Consider the following 17,645-nt stretch of genomic DNA (forward strand, 5'->3'; position numbering starts at 1 on the left):
GAAGGAACCCGCCCACTGAAGGACCACGAAATGAGACCGCTTCGATATTCCATCAACGTCACCCTGGACGGCTGCGTCGATCACCGGGCCGGCGTCCCGGACGAAGACATGCACCGCCACCACGCCCGGAACATCGAGCAGGCGGATGCCCTCCTTCTGGGCCGGGTCATTTACCAAATGATGGAAGAATCCTGGCGGCCGGTCGCGGAGACTGGAGAGAGACCGGAGTGGATGCCGGCCTGGATGGAACCCTTCGCCCACACGATCCACGCGGCGAAGAAGTACGTCGTTGTCGAGTACCCTCGATCGGGTCGATTGGAACGCCGAGCTGGTGCGTGCGGATCTGGGGCAGACCGTTCAGCAGCTCAAGCGGGAACCCGGCAAGGGAATCAGCATGGGCGGCGTGAAGCTCCCGCTCGCCTTGGCGGAGTTGGGGTTGATCGACGAGTACGAGTTCGTCGTTCACCCCCGGATCGCAGGCCACGGGCCGACGCTGTTATCGGGCCTCTCGAAGTACGTCGATTTGAAGCTCGTGAGTCGGGTGGAATTCCGCTCCGGGATGGTCGCCATGCGGTATGTGCCCAAAGGGTAGCGGTTTTCCCGAAGGGCTTGAACAAACTGGAGACAAGCGGATGGAAGCGATTCCGAAGTGGCAGCGCGTGACCGGGTGGGTGCTCTCGGGCCTCCTCATCGTTGTCTTCCTGCCCAGTGCCTTCTTCAAGATCGCCCAGCCCGAGGGCTTCAGTGATGAGTGGTCGAAGACGTATCCGGCGAGCACGGCGCTACCGCTCGGGGTGATTGAGCTAACGACGTTCGTGATCTACCTCGTCCCCAAGACTCGCTACCTCGGTGGGCTGCTCATGCTCGCCTACCTCGGCGGGGCGGTTGCCACCCACGTCCACGCCAACGACGGCAAGTTCTTCGTGCCAGTCATCGTTGGCATCATTGCGTGGCTCGGGCTATACCTCCGCGACCGGAAGCTTCGGGCGCTGGTGCCGTTCGTGATGGAGTGACGGCTGGCCGGGAGGACTTCTCCTCGGCCTTGGGCAGGCCCGTGACGTGAGGAAATTCCTCACACCCCACCGCGAGCACCTTCAAACATTGGAGATGCTCACCACTTTCCGAGCACCTCCACGACCCATCACCCGCGGACGTGTGGCCGGTCGCCCAGTCGATCGGAGGTGGGGAAAAAAAACCGACGGTCGAGTTGGCGATTGACCGACGGTCGGCAGGCGGTTAGCCTTGCGACCAGGGTCGCGCGACTAACCCGTCGCAGGGTGCTCCAGTTCGACAGAACGGGGTTCTGCCAAATTACTCGTCGGCAGACGTGGAGGATTTCGCCATGCGCTGGAGCGTTTGCATCGTCGCCTTCGTCGGGTGCACCACGTTATTTTTGCCGGTTGTTGCGGCCCCGGTTCCGAAAACTCCAGAAACCAATCCCGTCTCCGGGTGGGAGTATAAGGCCGTCGCGTTCGGTGCGGACGAGAAAGCGGGCACGAAGAAGTTGAACGAACTGGCCAACGACGGGTGGGAGTTCGTGGGTCCGCTCGGGAGCGGGCTGGTGGCCTTCAAGCGGGCAGTCCTAACCCCCGCCGAGGCTGCGGCCAAGAAGGAACTGGCAAAGTGGGCGGGGGACTATCAGCTCGACGATGGCGGATCTTTCACGGTGAAGGGGGACCGCTGGACCATGAAGGGTCCGGGAGCCGAGGGCTACTCCGGCAAGATCAAGGTCATTGACGTGGGTGACAAGATGACCTCGGCGGATTTACTCGTCGAGGAAGGGGAAACGAAGGGGAAAGCGGTCAAGGCGATTTTCCGTCTCGAAGGGGAAACGCTCCACTACTGTGGCACCTACGATTTGGAGCGGCCGACTGAGTTCAAGGGCGACAGCGACCCGTACTACTACGCCTGGAAGCGTGCCAAAGAGTGAGCGGGCCGAACCTAGCGGTGCACCGGACATCGCCACCTGTTGACCCGTTTCTCGGCCAGGCACTCCCATTCGCGATGACTTCGCGTTTCCCGGCCCTGCCACCGCCCGCACTTTCACCAGGCGGCGAGTTCGCGGCATGGCGGCGTTGCCGGCCACCCGTTTCACCCCGCCTTCACGCCCGGCACACCGCCGATGATCACCTCCGACGTGCGGAAGACGTGACCACTCGTTTGATGTCGCGAACGGTCACACCGGCGTACGCGCCTTCTTCTCGCGTTCGCAGGCCTGCGAAACGTATCGTGCGTCACTGGTGGGCGGAAATACCCGATACCTTACCGGCCGAGCAGCGTCCTCGGCAGGTCGTACGCCGCGTCCCGTGGTCGCGGCAAGTCGAGGAAGCGCGAAACGATGGCCGCCACCTGTTGGGGCACAGCCCCCTCTGACCGACGGCCGACGGCCAACCCGGGGCCGTAGACCAGGAGCGGTACGTGCCGGTCGTAGTCGTAAGGGGTGCCGTGGCCCGTGCCCCGCGCCCGCAGGCGGTCGGCAAAGAGATAGTACGGCTTCAGTAGCACGTACACATCGCCGGCCCGGTCGGCCACGAACGACCGCCGCACAAACTTGAGCGTGTCGTCCGGGTGGGGGGCCGTCTCAATCTCGTCCGCCGTGTAGGCCGTCTGGACCGCCGGTTGCCGCTTCAGCCATTCGACCAGGCTTGTCGCCACGTCGCCCGTCTTCACGTTCTTCGCGTCGGTCTGCCGCCGGTTCAAATACACCCACGGCGTCGGGGCCGATTCGATCCACAGCCCGGTCTGCCCTTTGAGCGCCTTAACCTCGTCGGCCAAGTCTTCGGGCTTGCCCGGCGGGCCCTGCGGCGGGCCAAACGTCGAACTCAGGTGATGTTCGGCGGCCGTGAGGAACGTCGCCAGATCCACCCGCGTAGAGTTCCTTGCCTCGGGAAGCGTCGCGGCGGCGACCTCCGGCAACGGGCCGACGCCGTGGTCGGCCGAGACCGTCACCGCGTAGTTCCCCGGTCCGACGGCCTCGTCGAGGAACTCCAGAAAGTCGGCGAGGATTTCGTCCGACCGGAGGGTCACGTCGAGCACTTCCTGAGAGTCGGGGCCGAACGTGTGCCCGATCACGTCGTTCGACGAGAAGCTAACGACGAGCAGGTCGGGCACGTCATCCTGGCCGAGTTGTTCCGCTCGGACGCACGCCTTCGCAAACGCCAGCAGCAACTCGTTGCCCATCGGCGAGTTGGCGAGGGCCTCATAGTACTCTTTCCCCAACGTGTCCTTGCCGCCCGTCATCATGTGAGGGAAGGTGACCCCGCGGCCGTTGAGTCGGCCCTCGCCGGACACCTCGTCGGGGCCGCTGAACGCGGAGTAATTCAGATCGCCCCGCGATCGCACCCAGTCCCGGCCGAACCACTGATCGGCGAACGGCCGGCCGCCCTTAAAGGGCTTCCGGTTGAACTCGCTAACCCACGCGGGGAGCGTGTCGGTGTAGTACGTGGACGTGACGAACTGGCCGTTGAACCAGAACGCCCCGTCGGGCCGCTTGCCCGTCGGCAGGATGGCCGAGCGGTCCTTCAGCGACAGGCCGAACACCTTGCCCTTGCCGGCGGTCTCCCGCTTCAGCACGTCGGCCACGGTCTCGGCCAGCATGAAGTCCGGATGGCCGACCGGCTTCGGCTTGCGCGGCGTCACGTCGGCCTTCGATGAGGTTGTCGGCAGGGCGGCCGGGAGCGGCGGCACGAACGCATAGCGATCCGACCCGGCGCAGTACACGAGGGCGGCGGCCTTTCGGTCGTACCACTCGTTCTCGATGATGCCGGTCTTGTCGAGCGTCGCCCCGCTGAGCAGTGCCGAGTGACCCGGGCCGGTACTCGTGCCGGCGTAGGGGTAGAAACAATTCGGGAACCACGCCCCGTCCTTCTGGATGCGGCGAAACCCGCGAGGACCGAACAGCGGCCGCCACTTGTCCACGTAGTCGCCACGCATCTGGTCGAAGACAATGAGGACCGCGAGTTTGACGGGGAGTTTGCCCGCGACCGGTTGTGGGATCGCAGGCAGCGCGGGGGAGCCCGTGCTGACGGCCAGCAAGCCGAACCCGAGGAGCAAGACGAGCAGTGTGAGACGCGGCATGGGTAGTCCAAACTCGGGGGAGGTCCGGTGCAGCAAACGACTGACCGGCCCGGCGAGTGTCTGTACGGCAATGTACGACAGGCATCGGCCCAAACCCAGCAACACCATGAACGAGAACGGGTCCCTTCCCCTTTGTGAAGATTCGCCGAAGATCGTGGTGCGATCCTTTCCCCGGGCGATATTCTGCTACAGCAGGTAGGTTCCACTCTCGCACCGGAAAGGTCCGCAGCTCCGCCACGATCTGAATCAACCGAACCGGTGTCAGGTCCACCTCGTCCACGACGCCTGTCCGCTCATTCCGCGAGGAATGCATGTCCGCAACCAGAGCGAAATCCCGCCTTCGCCCGGCGAGTGACTGCCGCCAGAGGACGAACGACACTGATCGAGCGACCGCATCGCCAGTCGGCCGAAGGAATTCCTTCCATAAATGCTCGCCGCCAGGGTGGACCGGCGCGCAAACTCAGAGGTTGTTGCCGCGCGGTGTCGGAGTTGCAGGGTGCGGGCGTGAGTCCGACGATGGTGGACACGCACCTGCGGAACAGGCCGGCCTGGGCGTGCGACGTCCACTCGACGGGTTTTGAGTCGCATAAGGTGCGTTCGCGGGTTACATCCGCTCGGCCTCCGCCAACTCAACCGGGTCAAAGGCAGGGTGTTTCAAGATGGTTTCGCGCGTACTCCCGCCGGACGAAAAAGGAACAACACCGGCGAGTCGTTCACCGACGTTTCCGGCTTCTAATCCCGCGGCGGCAGTCCGAGCGGGCGCGGGAAACGTCGTAAAGGTAAGCTTGGCAACGATTGCACACGCCTGTGCAACGGCTGAACAGACCGAGGACGCCGTGGATCGCCGAATCGCCCCCCGCCTCCTATTGCCCATTACGGTTGTGAGTGTTTTGCTGCTGGCCACTGCGGTTGGGGCGGCATGGTACATCCGGGGCATCCAGCAGAGCCTCGCCGCGAGCCTGACGGAAAACGTGGTGAGCGTCGTCGCGGCCCAGGAGCTGGAAGGCCACATCCGCGAAGTCGATGCGGCCCTCGATCGTTTCCTGATCACCGGAGACCGTGCCCACCTGGAGGCGATCCCGCGGCTCCAGCGGGAGACGGCCGACGCTTTGCGAACGGCCGAAGAGTGGGCACTGACGGACCAGGAGCAAGCCCTGATGCGCCGCGTACGGCTCGGCCACGACCGACTCTTCGGGGAACTTTCCCGTGCCGGGCGGGACGGTCCGGCGGACCAACTCCGGGGACGCATCGCCCAACTCGCGGAACTTCCGGAACGGGAGATTCTCGAACCGGCCCGCGAGTACCGCCGGGTGAACGAGGAAGTGCTGACCGAGACGAGCCGGGAAACCGCCCGCCTCGCGGACAGCCTTACGGTGGGGCTAGTCGTTCTCGGCCTGTGCGGGGCGGCCGGTGGCTTGCTCGGCGGGTGGGCCGTCACCACCGGCATCCGCCGGTCCATCGAGCAGACGGACGACCGTCTCCGCCATACGGCCGCCCGCCTGGAGGCCGTCGTCCCGTCCCCCGTAGCTCCGCCCGCGGAAGACGCGGCCGAGTGGGTGGACAAGTCCGTCTCGGCCGTCCTCGAACGACTGGAACAGACGGAGCGGAACGCCCTGCGGGCCGAGCAACTCGCATGGGTTGGCCAGATGGCGGCGGGCATCGCCCACGAAGTTCGCAACCCGCTCGCCGCGATCAAGATCATCGTCCAGACGGCGGCCGACCCGCTACGGCGGGCACCGTTCGGCTCCCGCGATCTCACCGTGTTAGAGCAAGAGATCACGCGGCTGGAACAGATTGTCAGCGGGTTCCTCGACTTCGCTCGGCCGCCGCAACCGGACAAACAACGGTTCGATGTGCGCGTCCTGCTGGAACAGACCGTGGACACGATCCGGGCACGGGCGAACCTCCAGCGCGTTACACTGGAGATCGACGCGCCGCCGGAGGCGGTCTGTGTGTGTGCCGACCCGAACCAACTGCGGCAACTCGTCTACAACTTGCTCTACAACGCCCTCGACGCCCAGCCGAAGGGCGGACAGGTGCGGGTGGCGGTCGCAACGCCGGACCCGGGTTCAGAGGTTGTCTTGCGAATCGAAGACGAGGGGAACGGTCTGCCGGCTGGTTTGGGGGATCGCATCTTCGAACCGTTCGTCAGTACGAAGGCTGCGGGGATGGGACTGGGGCTGTCGATTTGCCGCCGGATCGTCGAGTCACACGGCGGCACGATTCAAGCAAGTGGCGGGACCAACGGCGGGACGGCCTTCACCGTCCGCCTGCCGCAGCCCGTACCGAATCCCCAGACGGCCGAAGCTATCGCCGATCGTTCGAATGAGGGGTGGTGAAGTGCCGAAGATTTTGATCATCGACGACGAGCCGAGCCTCCTGTACTCGCTCGAATCGGGGCTTTCGATCGGCGATTGGGACGTCCTCACGGCCCAATCCGCGGCCGACGGGTTGGAGGCAGTCCAGAAGCGGAAGCCTGACGCCGTCATTCTCGACATGCGGTTGCCCGACATGACCGGGCTGGAAGCGTTCGACCAGATCAAGGCGATCGACGCGAAGCTGCCGGTGATGATCCTGACGGCGTTCGCCACGACGGAAGCGGCCATTGAGGCCGTCAAGCGGGGGGCGTTCGAGTACCTGCTCAAGCCGGTGGACATCCACCACCTGCGCGACCTTGTGGCGCGGGCCATCGAACTCCGGCGGATGCACAGCGTCCCGGCCGTTCTCGCGGGCGAGCCGGTACCGCCCGACGCCGACGAGATCGTCGGCCGCAGCCCCGCCATGCAGGCGGTGTACAAGTCCATCGGCCTGCTCGCGCCGCAGGACGTGACGGTCCTCATCACCGGCGAGAGTGGCACCGGCAAGGAGCTAATCGCCCGCGCCGTCTACCAGCACAGCAAGCGGGCGAACAAGCCGTTCCTCGCCATCAACTGTGCGGCCATTCCCGAAACGCTGCTGGAGTCCGAGTTGTTCGGCCACGAGCGCGGGGCGTTCACCGGGGCGGATCGGCAGCGGGTCGGCAAGTTCGAACAGGCTAACGGCGGCACGCTGTTCCTCGACGAAATCGGCGACATGGCCCCGGCGGCGCAAGCCAAACTCCTGCGGGTGTTGCAAGAGCGGCGGTTCGACCGCGTCGGCGGGAACAGTTCCGTGACCACCGACGTTCGCCTCATCGCGGCTACCAACCAACGGCTCGACGAGATGGTGGCGGCCGGGTCGTTTCGCAACGACTTGCTGTACCGGCTGAACGGGTTCATGATCGCCTTGCCACCGCTACGGGACCGCCGCGACGACATCCCGCTCATCGCCGAACACTTCCTCCGCACGTTCGGCCGACAACTCGGGAAGACGTTTCAGCCCTTCGACGCCGACACGGTTCGCCTGCTGAAGTGGTACGGGTGGCCGGGGAACATTCGGGAATTGCACAACGCAATCCGGTTCGCCACGATCAAGGCCGTCGGCGACGTGGTGAACGTCGATTGCCTGCCGCCGTCGGTCCGCGGCGAGAACACGACCGGGCAACGACTGCCCGTCACCGGGGACATCCGTCAGGTCGTCCGCTCGCTCCTCGCGTCGGGGACGGGAGACGTGTACCGGCAGGTGATGGCCGAGGTGGACCGCGTCGTCATCGACGAGGCCCTCGAATTCGTTGGCGGGAACCAAGTCCAGGCCAGCGAACTCCTCGGCATCTCCCGCAACACGCTGCGGTCCAAGTTGCAATCGCGGGGCGGCGGCTGACGCCCCCATCCGCGGGCACGTCACCGACGGCCGGTCATGCTTGAAATTCTCTTCTCGCGTCGGCCACGGTACCAGGTGAATACCATCGGCACCGTCGTCCCGATTAACACCAGCGTCGAAGGTTCGGGGACGTGAATGTTCTCCAACGGATTCGACGGCCCCTCCGGCCGACCCTCGTCCGCATCTCGAATGTCAACTCGGGCCCAAATTCGGCCTCCGTTCGCGACCCCGTACCCGGTCGGAGCGTCGAACTGTTCTAACGTCACGGAATACACACGGCCGCCCAAAGTGGTCGTGTCGGAGAACGGGTCGGAGAAGACATTTTGCAACTCGGTTCCCGTTCGCCAAAGGCTACCGGTGAGTGTGCCTTCGAACGACAGATAGGCTGTCGTGGCGGACAGGTCGTCCCGCAACTCGACGCCGAACAGATACGGTAGGTCCGTGACGCGATCCGGGTCGGTGGCGGGTGCGCCCGACCACGAATAGACGGCCGTGATGGGAACGATGGCGCCGCCGACTACCGACGCATAGTCGTCGTTCGGGAAGGACAGGCCGCCGGTCAGACCGTCGATGCCGGCGATCGAATTCGTCGGCGTCCGATAGCTCCACGCGGGTAACGGACCGGCTTGGGCCTTCAGCGAAAGGGTAATCATGGCGGTGATCGTGAGTAAGCCGAAAGCAGTCTTCATGAGGGTCGAACTCTCCGTGACGGAACCATTGCGATGGCGAGATAGTTGGGAATCGCAACCAAGATGCCGCGGAGAAAATTGTGACGACTTCAACTAGGGAGGCCTAAAGTTTTCGCAAGCCCAATCCGAACGGTCGAGGCGAGCGAGGCTGTTCAAAAGGTGAGCGCGTGAACTCAAAAAATGAACACGACAGGGTATGGCCCTTCGGCTTCGCGGTATGGCTTACGTGTGCGCCAGCTGCACACGACTGTTGAACGAGTGCACAGCACCCCGAACCACCACCATTGATGGGCCAAAGCATCTCGGCATGGACCGTGAGAAATCGTTAACATGACCGGTTGGCAGTAACGGATGCGCGGGCGGACGTCGTACGACACTGATCCTGCCTCTCTTCGTAATTGGCTTATTTTCAGGCAATTTCACGTTCTCTTTTTCTTGGCGACGACTCTTCCGACGTTGTGCCGACGATCGCCAGAGTTGAGTCCCTCTCGTCGGCATTGTGTTTGCGTATCGTCGCCCATGCGTGCGTTGAACCGCAAGCCATCCGCCATTCCACCACGGTCTTGACCGGTGGGTAGCCCGATCGCGAACCAGCCGCGTTGACAAGGATCAACGATCGGCGGCCGGGAACTGCTGTCCCTCGACAGCCCGCCGGCCCGCGGATCGAAAACGTCGTCGGTTCTCATTGAGGAGTTTTTGCATGTTCCCCGCGTTTTGGAAGAAGCGTGTCCTGAAGCAACTGACCACCGCCGCGAAGAAGGCGAAGCCGACCGGCCTGAGGTGCGAGTCACTCGAAGATCGGCTAACGCCGGCGGCTCAACAACTGATCGCGAGCGCGGTCGAGTTTGGCGTGGCCCCGACCGTCTCCGTGTTCGACGCGGCCACCCGCCAACTCAAATTCACCGTGCCGGCTTACGAATCCACCTTCACCGGCGGCGTGCGGGTGGCGATCGGCGACGTGGACGGCGACGGCGTCGAGGACCTCATCACGGGGGCCGGTCGCGGCGGCGGCCCGGTCGTGAGCGTTTTCAGTGGGGCGGACGGGAGCTTGATCCGCACCTTCTTCGCCGGGGACGATACCAACCGCGGCGGCGTGACGGTGGCGGCCGCGGACTTCGACGGCGACGGACTGGCCGACGTCGTGGTCGGGGCCGTGAAGAACGGCGTGGAAATCATCCAGGTCCTCCGCGGGACCGACGGGGCGGTGCTGAAGGAGTTCCGACCGTTCGACGCGGCGATTGAAGGCGTGAACATCGCGACCGGGGACTACAACGGCGACGGCACCCCGGACGTGGTGATCGGGGCCGGCGTCGGCGGCGGCCCGCGCGTCACAGTCGTCGACGGCAAGACCTCGGAGATCCTGCTCAACACCTTCGCCTTCGAACCGTCGTTCCGCGGCGGCATGCAAGTCGCCGCAGGCGACCTGGACGGTGACGGCCGGGCGGAAGTCATCGCCGCGGCCGGGCCGGCCGGTGGGCCGCGCATCGTTTCCTTCGCCGGGGGGACGGGCGTCCAGACGCACAGCTTCTTCGCTTACGACAACACGAACGCCCGCAACGGGGTGCAGGTGTCCGTCTTCGACGTGGACCGCAACGGCACGAACGACATCGTCACCGCCGACGGCCCCGGCCAAGCCCCCAACCTCCGAGCCTTCGACGGGATATCCCTCGCCCGCCTGGATATCTCGTCGTTCCCCGGCCTGCCGTTCGGGTCGGTCGTTGTCTTCGGTCCCGGTCCGATCGACACGACCACCCCGTCGGCAGTGGTCAACACGACCGCGACCAGCCCGACGAATGTTAACCCGATCCCGTTCACGATCGCCTTTAGTGAAGACGTCAGCCCGCTGACGGTCGCCGGCCTCAGTGTGACGAACGGCACGGTGACAGCCCTCGCGTCCACCGACGCTCGCACATACACCGTGAGCGTCACGCCGACCGGCCAAGGAAGCGTGGCCGTTTCGGTACTGGCCGGGGCCGTCGCCGACGCCGCGGGCAATCCGAACACGGCGTCCAACAGCGCGAGCGTGGTCTTCGACAGCGTTGCCCCCGTCGCGACGCTCGCCACCACGGCGGCCGACCCAACGAACCTCGTCTCGATCCCGGTTTCGGTCACGTTCTCCGAAGGCGTGAGCGACCTCGACTCCTCGACCATCGCCGTGACGAACGGCACGCTCTCGAACTTCGTCGCGGTGGACGGCCGGACGTTCACGTTCGACGTGACACCGACGGTCGATGGTCTCGTCGCCATCGACCTCGCCGCCGGTGCGGTCATGGACGCGGCCGGCAACGCAAGTGCGGCCGCCAGCCTTACGATCACGTCGGACCGAACCGCCCCGAGCGTCGTGGTGGAAACCACGGCCGGTGATTCGACCGGCGTGAACCCGATCCCGTTCACGATCACGTTCGACGAAACCGTGAGAGGCTTTACTGCCACCGGTGTCAGCGTCGTCAACGGGGCCGTACTGAACTTCGTCGCGGCCGACGCCCAACACTACACGTTCGACGTCGTCCCGGCCGGCACGGGCGATGTGATTGTCTCCGTGGCCGCGGGCGTCGCAATCGATGCGGCCGGGAACGCCAATACCATTTCGAACGACGTGACGGTGACGTTCACCGGGACCGTGGTCGCCCCGACGATCTCGACAACGGCGTCCGACACGACCAACCTCACGCCGATTCCCGTGACCGTGACGTTCAGCGACGACGTGACCGACTTCGACGTCAGCGACCTCGTCGTGACGAACGGCACGGCGTCGAACTTCGTCGCGGTGGACGCCCGAACGTACACGTTCGACGTGACGCCGGTGACGGACGGCCTCGTCACCGTCGCCGTCCCACCGGGGGCCGCGCTCGACTCGGCCGGTGCCCCGACGGCGGCCGGCACGTTCAGCATCACCTCCGACACGACCGCCCCCGTGCCGGTCGTCAGCACGACGGCTTCGACCGTCAACAACCTTGCGACGATAGGCTTCACCGTCACGTTCAATGAGGACGTAACCGGGTTCAGCGACGACGCGATCGTCGTGACGAACGGCACGACGTCGAACTTCGTGGCCGTGGACGCGCGGACGTACACGTTCGATGTGACCCCGACCGCCGACGGCCCCGTGACGGTGTCTGTAACGGGCGGCACCGCCTTCGACACCGCCGGCAATGCTAGCACGGCATCAGCGGATGTGACCGTTACGTCCGACCGGACCGCACCGACGGCGACCTTGTCGACGACGGCGGCCGATCCGACGAACGCCAGCCCGATCTCGTTCACCGTCACGTTCGATGAAGATGTCGTCGGGTTCAACAACTCCGGTACCACCGTCACCAACGGGGCCGTGTCAAATTTCGTCGTGGTGGACGCCCGGACCTACACGTTCGACGTGACGCCGACCGCCGACGGATTAGTGACAGTCGACATCGCGGCCGGGGTCGCTTTCGACGCCGCCGGCAACGGCAACGTGACCGCGTCGTTCGCCCTGACGTTCGACACGACCGGACCGGTGCCAACACTCTCGACGACGGCACCGGCGGCAACGAACGCCGGCCTCCTGTCGTTCACGATCACGTTCGACGAGGACGTGGTCGGGTTCGATGAGACCGGACTGGACGTGACGAACGGCACGGTGTCGGGCTTCGTCGCCGTGGACGGCCGCACGTTCACCTTCGACGTCAGCCCGACCGCGGAGGGCGATGTTACGGTTTCCGTGCTGCCGGGCGTGATCTCCGACGCCCTCGGCAACCCGAATCCGGCGTCGAATGTCGTCACCGTCGTTTACGACGTCACGGCCCCGACGCCGACCTTGTCGACGACGGCGACCGACCCGTCGAACACCGCGACGATTTCGTTCACCGTCACGTTCGATGAAGGCGTGACCGGGTTCGACGAAACCGGGCTGACCGTGACGAACGGGACGGTGTCGAATTTCGTCGCCGTGGACGCTCAGACGTACACGTTCGACGTGACCCCGACCACCGATGGCCTGGTGACAATCGACATCGCGGCCGGGGTGGCCTTCGACTCTGCCGGTAACGCCAGCAATGCGGTGACCACGTACACGATCGTTTCGGACCAGGCGGCTCCGACGGTCACGATCGACCCGACTTCGACCGGCGGCATCACGGGCACGGCCAGTGACGGCCCCGGCACGGGCGTGACCGGGATCGAGGTGAGCGTTCAAGACGTGAACGGCTCGGGGCTGTTCTGGGACGAGACGACGCAGGACTTCACCAGTTCGGTCGAACTGTTCTACGCCGCCACCGACACGTCCGGCCTCGCGGACTGGTCGACCTGGGCGTACTCGCTGCCGGCCGGCGTCACGGGCGACTTCCAGGTTCACGCCCGCGGGTCCGACGCAGCCGGGAACCCGGGCGAAGAGTCCGCACTCGTGACGGTGTCGTAACTCAGTCGGTCCGCCGGGAACACGAGTTCCCGGCGGACCCGGTTTCCGTTCCCCCTGCCCGAGATCCTAGCCCATGGTCCCGACCGCCGACCCGCAACGAACGCCCGCGATCGGACTGGACCTCGCCCTGCTGGCCTTGCTCGTCGAGCAAGCCCGCACGCGGTTACTCACCTCAAGGGCGGACGACCCGCTCTTTCTCTCGCGATTCGGCTGGTCGGTCCTCGACCACCTGGAACTTCGGCCGACGGACGTGGTCGCGGCCGGGGCGTCCCAGCAGGTGGTTCAGAAAGCCTACGAAGAGATCGGCCGGCGGTTCCTGGACGTCGTGTTACCGGCGATCGAAGACATCCCCCACCTGGATGCGAAGCACGTGGCCGAGTACCTCGCCTCGATCGACCCGAACCGCCCCGTCGCGAGTCGTCTGTCGGCCGCGTTCGGGGCGAGCCGGATGCGACTGTTCGACCGCGACCGGCGGTTGGTGTACCGGTCCGTCGGCTACCGCGGGCGGCGAGGCGACCCCCTCGCCGATTTCCTGATCGAATACGCGATCCGGCCGGTCGTGGTGGCCGCGGCAAGCCTCCCGACCCGCGACTTCTGAGCTGTGACTCAGTGGAAGACCCGCCGCTTCACGACGCCGCCCGTCGCCTCATGGACCGGCAAGACGACGATGAACGCTCCCTCGTCGATCCCCTTCACCACCCCCTCCAGGCGGGTCACTTCCAGCCGCGTCACGACGCAGAACAGCACTTCCGTCTGGGCGGCCGTGTAGCCCCCCTTGCCGATGAACGTCGTCACCCCGCGGCCGAGTTCGGAGAGGATCGCCTGGCGGATCGGCTCGTGCTTCGCCGACATGATGAGGACGCCGTTGTACGCCTCAATGCCGTGGAGCAGGTAGTCGATCGTCTTCGACCCGGCGAAGTACGTCAGGGCCGAGTACAGGGCCGGCTCGACGCCGAGGTAGAACGCGGCCGTGCCGAAGATAAGGACGTTCAGCCCGAGGACGACCTCGCCGACGGTCGCGAACGACCGCTTGCTGACGATCACGGCCAAGATTTCCGTGCCGTCGAGGACGCCGCCGCCGCGGATCGCCAGGCCGACGCCGGCCCCGACGAAGAACCCGCCGAATATGGCCGCCAGGAACTTGTCCGTCGTCGCCACCGGGAACGGGACGAACTCCAGGCACAGCGCCTGCCCGACGATGGCCACCGAACTCGTAACCGCGAACCGCCGGCCGATGTGCTTGTGCCCGAGGGCGACGAACGGGGCATTCACGAGGACCAGGAAGACCGACAGTGGCAGGCCGGAGATTCGGGACATGAGCATCGACACGCCGGTTACGCCGCCGTCGATGAAGTGACTTGGGAGCAAGAAGCTCGCCAGGCCGAGCGACGCGACGAAGATGCCGGTCGTGAGGTAGAGCCAGTTCCACCGTGGTTTGACGCTTGCCATGATACCTTTGTGTGAACGAAGTTTGTGGCCGTCATTGGTCGGCCGATCCGAGGTCGCCGGGCGTGAAGTCGATCGTGAACGACGGACCGCCCGTTCCGAAGAACGACCCGATCCGCTGCCAGGCGTTCATCGACCGCTTCCACCGGCGGAGGGCCGCGTCGATACGGGCGACGGCCGGGTCGCCCCGCTCGCGGATCGCGTGGAACACCGAGAAGAACCCGTCGGTGTTCCCTTCCAGCAGGAGGGCGGTCGCGTAGTTCGCCTGGAAGACGGCGGGCACCTCTTGCTTCATCGCCAGCCCAGACGGCTCGAACACCAGCCGCCGGAGGATGCCGGCCGCCTCGGCGGGCCGACCGGTCCGCATCTGGCACACCGCCCGAGCGTTTTGTATCCAGGGCGTACCGGGTCCCGCCAGTAGGCTCAGTGCCTCGTCGGGTTTTCCGCGATCGAGACAGACACTGACCCGCGCGAGCAGATCGTGCGGGCGGTCGTTCTGATCGGACAGGTCAAGTGCGTTGAGCGACAGTTGGTGAAGGTTCACGCATATTCTCCTGGGCGGCGGCACACAACTCAGTCCAGGGACGAGCCGGCCGCCGGTTGGCTGGGATAAATGGAAAGGTGTCGATCCTCGACCGCTAAATCAGCCAGGAGCAATGCACGATATGAAGTCGGCGGGGGTGGAAGCACCTCCCCATCATCCCGACGGGATCGGACGGTACCGACGACCGCGGACGAGTTGACCGTACAGTGGGATATGGAGGCTCGCCCGTGGGTTCCGTAGTTCGCCCCCACGAGCCCAAGGACGGATTCTTGTGCAGATGAATCGCCGGATCTGGGGATTGGTGCCCTGAGTCAACCACCACGCGACTTGGGGACGGCGAGATTCGAGAATACCCCGCCCGGTCCTGCGCGTTCACCAGGCCGGACAAGGCCACGATCGCCACACAGACGGCAACAAAACGCGGACCCAAGTCAGCAACTAGGGAACAGTTCATGAGATAAATCTCCCCTCGGCCAGAGGAGGAAATTGAACAACTAAAGCAATCGCAATGCCGTAAGATCGGCTGTCCTCAAACGCGGTGTGATTTGAACTACCGCGTACTGATTTTTTTGGCCGGTGGAAAACTTCCTGAACTGATACTGCACAGCACGTTTCAAAAGTTGCACAGGACCCAATGTTCCTTTGCCTTTCGGTCGATCCGCGAGGGCCTCGGTGATTAACATCAAAACCCTCACGGATCGATCGAAGGCAACCAGTGATCTATGGCCGTCAATCGACACCCCAATCAAGTGTTGAGTAACGCTGGTGGCCAACTGGGGTTCTCCACGTACAGTTGGTCGCGCAGCTCGCGTGCAGCTATGCCCTTGGCCCGGGGGATCCCGAACCGATCGTAACGGCGTTACCAAGTCGGGCTGGCACGAAAGAAATTACAGGCCCGTCACCGCCAAAACTCGACTCTGTGGCCGACTCAACCCCTGCGTTGACAAACGCGCCCCCACCCCTCATGACCCGCCGGCCGCGGACCCGATCCGGATTGCGGTGACATTCCATACCGCCCTGTTCAACCCAGCCGCCCGGACGCGGTTCGAGCGTCAGCAGTGGGAACCGTCGTGAGCGGCAACTTTGCGATCGACGGGGCAATGTACTGCGTGGCGTTCGACGGGCCGCCCCCAATCGCTACGTAACCGGCAGCGTCCGCACGCTCAGAACGCAATACGCCCCGCGCCGACGTCGGCTTCAGGGTGAACGGCAAATCGTGTTCGAGGGCTGGACAGCGAGGCGGGGATGGCCGTGTCACGCGATAACGCCCGTGACGACGCGGCCGGCCACGTCCGTCAGCCGCTCGTGCCGACCCTGGTGGAAGTACGTCAGTTTCTCGTGGTCGAGGCCGAGCAGGGCCAGGATCGTCGCGTGCAGATCGTGCAGATGGACCTTATCCTCGACCGCCTCGAAACCTAGGTCGTCGGTCGCGCCGTAAGCGGTGCCGCCCTTCACGCCGCCGCCGGCCAGCCACATCGAGAACCCGTAGGGGTTGTGGTTGCGGCCGGGCTCGCCCTTGCCCTCGCTGAACGGCATCCGACCGAACTCGCCGCCCCAGACGACGAGCGTTCTCTCCAGCAGGCCGCGCTGCTTCAGGTCCGCCAGTAGGGCCGCGATCGGCTGATCGACCTCGCCGGCGTGCCGGCCGTGGTTCTTCTCGACGCTCTGGTGCGCGTCCCACGTCTCTTCCAGGTGGCCGCCGCCGCTGTACAGTTGCACGAACCGCACGCCGCGTTCGACCAACCGCCGGGCGATCACGCAGTTGCGGCCGAACTCGTCGGTCGGTTGCTTGCCGACGCCGTACAGGTCGAGCGTCGCCTTCGTCTCTTTCGACAAATCCACCGCTTCCGGGGCCGCCGACTGCATCCGGTACGCGAGTTCGTAACTGTTGATCCGGGCCGCCAGGTCACGGCCGCCGGGCCGGGCGTCGAGGTGCTCTTGGTTCAGTTTCGCCAGTAGGTCGAGTTGCTCCTTCTGCACCTTCGGCGTGACGTGGGCCGGGCCGCGGAGGTCGAGGATGGGGTCGCCGGTCGGGCGGAACAGGGTGCCGGTATACGCCGCGGACATGAAGCCGTTGGACCAGTTCGGCTGGCCGCTGATCGGGCCGCCGCGCTTGTCCATCAGCACAACGTAGCCGGGCAGGTCTTGGTTCTCGGTGCCGAGGCCGTAGACGGCCCAACTGCCGAGCGACGGCCGGCCGATGAACGTCTTGCCCGTGTTCATCTGCACGAGGGCCGACCCGTGGGCGTGGCTGTCCGTGTGGCACGACCGAATGACAGCGAGCGAGTCGGCGTGCTCGCGGACCTTCGGGAAGTAATCGGACACCATCAGCCCGCTCTTGCCGCCGGGGCGGAACTTGCGGAATCCCGGCGTCAGGAACCCGACCTTGCGGCCGCCGGAGTTGATGAACTTCTTGTCCGCCGGGAGCGACTGGTTGGCGTGCTTCTCGATCATCGGCTTGTGGTCGAACGTGTCCACCTGGCTCGGCCCGCCGTTCATCAGGAAGATGACGCTCTTGGCCTTCGCCGGGAAGTGCGACTTCTTCGGGGCCGTCGGAGTTTCCGTCGCGGTGGCGTGCTTGGCGAAGAACCCGTCGGCGAGGAGGAAGCTCGTAAGCGCGGTGCCGGCAAAGCCGCCGCCCATTTGCCAGACGAATTCGCGGCGGGTGTGCCCGCAGGGGAAGGAAGATGTCATATCGCCTCCGATGTCTTCAGTCGCGGTGCGGCGGCAGTCGTTAGCCAGGGTGAAACCCCTGGGA

11 protein-coding genes and 1 pseudogene are annotated in these 17,645 nt (G+C 65.2%); 7 read left to right on the forward strand and 5 right to left on the reverse strand.

Annotation, left to right across the window (positions count from 1 at the left end; translation table 11 throughout):
- Positions 1-30 precede the first annotated feature (30 nt).
- The 3 genes and pseudogenes from PX52LOC_RS44210 (at position 31) to PX52LOC_RS32340 (ending at position 1,930) form a co-directional block, all read left to right on the forward strand.
- Positions 31-592, forward strand: a pseudogene (locus PX52LOC_RS44210) (dihydrofolate reductase family protein).
- 40 nt (positions 593-632) lie between these two features.
- Positions 633-1,013: a DoxX family protein gene (locus PX52LOC_RS32335; protein WP_149113950.1), complete on the forward strand. Its 381-nt coding sequence runs from the start codon at positions 633-635 to the stop codon at positions 1,011-1,013.
- Between the two features lie 329 nt (positions 1,014-1,342).
- Positions 1,343-1,930 carry a hypothetical protein gene (locus PX52LOC_RS32340; RefSeq protein ID WP_149113951.1) on the forward strand — a complete coding sequence of 196 codons (588 nt, stop codon included), beginning with the start codon at positions 1,343-1,345 and terminating at the stop codon, positions 1,928-1,930.
- 332 nt (positions 1,931-2,262) lie between these two features.
- On the opposite strand, the gene PX52LOC_RS32345 is transcribed toward PX52LOC_RS32340, so the two are convergent.
- Entirely contained in the window at positions 2,263-4,077 is a 1,815-nt protein-coding gene (locus PX52LOC_RS32345) for an alkaline phosphatase family protein (RefSeq protein ID WP_168219348.1), read from the reverse strand.
- 836 nt (positions 4,078-4,913) lie between these two features.
- On the opposite strand from PX52LOC_RS32345, the gene PX52LOC_RS32350 reads away from it, so the two are divergent.
- Together PX52LOC_RS32350 and PX52LOC_RS32355 are read left to right on the forward strand one after the other, a co-directional pair.
- Positions 4,914-6,416, forward strand: a complete 1,503-nt coding sequence (locus tag PX52LOC_RS32350; RefSeq protein WP_149113953.1) for a sensor histidine kinase — start codon at positions 4,914-4,916, stop codon at positions 6,414-6,416.
- A gap of 1 nt (position 6,417) precedes the next feature.
- Positions 6,418-7,815, forward strand: a complete 1,398-nt coding sequence (locus tag PX52LOC_RS32355; protein WP_178132585.1) for a sigma-54-dependent transcriptional regulator — start codon at positions 6,418-6,420, stop codon at positions 7,813-7,815.
- Positions 7,816-7,835: 20 nt separating this feature from the next.
- On the opposite strand, the gene PX52LOC_RS32360 is transcribed toward PX52LOC_RS32355, so the two are convergent.
- Positions 7,836-8,504: a PEP-CTERM sorting domain-containing protein gene (locus tag PX52LOC_RS32360; protein ID WP_149113955.1), complete on the reverse strand. Its 669-nt coding sequence runs from the start codon at positions 8,502-8,504 to the stop codon at positions 7,836-7,838.
- A 700-nt stretch (positions 8,505-9,204) separates the two neighbouring features.
- Here PX52LOC_RS32360 and PX52LOC_RS32365 point away from each other — a divergent pair.
- Both PX52LOC_RS32365 and PX52LOC_RS32370 read left to right on the forward strand, forming a co-directional pair.
- The gene (locus PX52LOC_RS32365) at positions 9,205-12,897 is read left to right on the forward strand and encodes a beta strand repeat-containing protein (RefSeq protein ID WP_149113956.1); all 3,693 of its coding nucleotides are present in this window, start codon (positions 9,205-9,207) and stop codon (positions 12,895-12,897) included.
- A gap of 73 nt (positions 12,898-12,970) precedes the next feature.
- Entirely contained in the window at positions 12,971-13,495 is a 525-nt protein-coding gene (locus PX52LOC_RS32370) for a hypothetical protein (RefSeq protein ID WP_149113957.1), read from the forward strand.
- 8 nt (positions 13,496-13,503) lie between these two features.
- On the opposite strand, the gene PX52LOC_RS32375 is transcribed toward PX52LOC_RS32370, so the two are convergent.
- The 3 genes from PX52LOC_RS32375 to PX52LOC_RS32385 all read right to left on the reverse strand — a co-directional run bounded on the left by PX52LOC_RS32375 (position 13,504) and on the right by PX52LOC_RS32385 (position 17,581).
- The gene (locus tag PX52LOC_RS32375; protein WP_149113958.1) at positions 13,504-14,346 is read right to left on the reverse strand and encodes a YitT family protein; all 843 of its coding nucleotides are present in this window, start codon (positions 14,344-14,346) and stop codon (positions 13,504-13,506) included.
- Positions 14,347-14,377: 31 nt separating this feature from the next.
- Positions 14,378-14,887 carry a tetratricopeptide repeat protein gene (locus PX52LOC_RS32380; RefSeq protein ID WP_149113959.1) on the reverse strand — a complete coding sequence of 170 codons (510 nt, stop codon included), beginning with the start codon at positions 14,885-14,887 and terminating at the stop codon, positions 14,378-14,380.
- A 1,254-nt stretch (positions 14,888-16,141) separates the two neighbouring features.
- Positions 16,142-17,581 carry a DUF1501 domain-containing protein gene (locus PX52LOC_RS32385; protein WP_149113960.1) on the reverse strand — a complete coding sequence of 480 codons (1,440 nt, stop codon included), beginning with the start codon at positions 17,579-17,581 and terminating at the stop codon, positions 16,142-16,144.
- Positions 17,582-17,645: the final 64 nt, after the last annotated feature.

Origin of the sequence: Limnoglobus roseus (assembly GCF_008254045.1) — a bacterium.
Classification (GTDB): Bacteria; Planctomycetota; Planctomycetia; order Gemmatales; family Gemmataceae; genus Limnoglobus; species Limnoglobus roseus.

Bases quoted from the DNA above. Each gene is read 5' to 3' on its own strand.
- PX52LOC_RS32335 (WP_149113950.1), top strand. From the start codon at position 633: ATGGAAGCGATTCCGAAGTGGCAGCGCGTGACCGGGTGGGTGCTCTCG.
- PX52LOC_RS32340 (WP_149113951.1), top strand. From the start codon at position 1,343: ATGCGCTGGAGCGTTTGCATCGTCGCCTTCGTCGGGTGCACCACGTTA.
- PX52LOC_RS32345 (WP_168219348.1), bottom strand. From the start codon at position 4,077: ATGCCGCGTCTCACACTGCTCGTCTTGCTCCTCGGGTTCGGCTTGCTG.
- PX52LOC_RS32360 (WP_149113955.1), bottom strand. From the start codon at position 8,504: ATGAAGACTGCTTTCGGCTTACTCACGATCACCGCCATGATTACCCTT.
- PX52LOC_RS32365 (WP_149113956.1), top strand. From the start codon at position 9,205: ATGTTCCCCGCGTTTTGGAAGAAGCGTGTCCTGAAGCAACTGACCACC.
- PX52LOC_RS32370 (WP_149113957.1), top strand. From the start codon at position 12,971: ATGGTCCCGACCGCCGACCCGCAACGAACGCCCGCGATCGGACTGGAC.
- PX52LOC_RS32375 (WP_149113958.1), bottom strand. From the start codon at position 14,346: ATGGCAAGCGTCAAACCACGGTGGAACTGGCTCTACCTCACGACCGGC.
- PX52LOC_RS32385 (WP_149113960.1), bottom strand. From the start codon at position 17,581: ATGACATCTTCCTTCCCCTGCGGGCACACCCGCCGCGAATTCGTCTGG.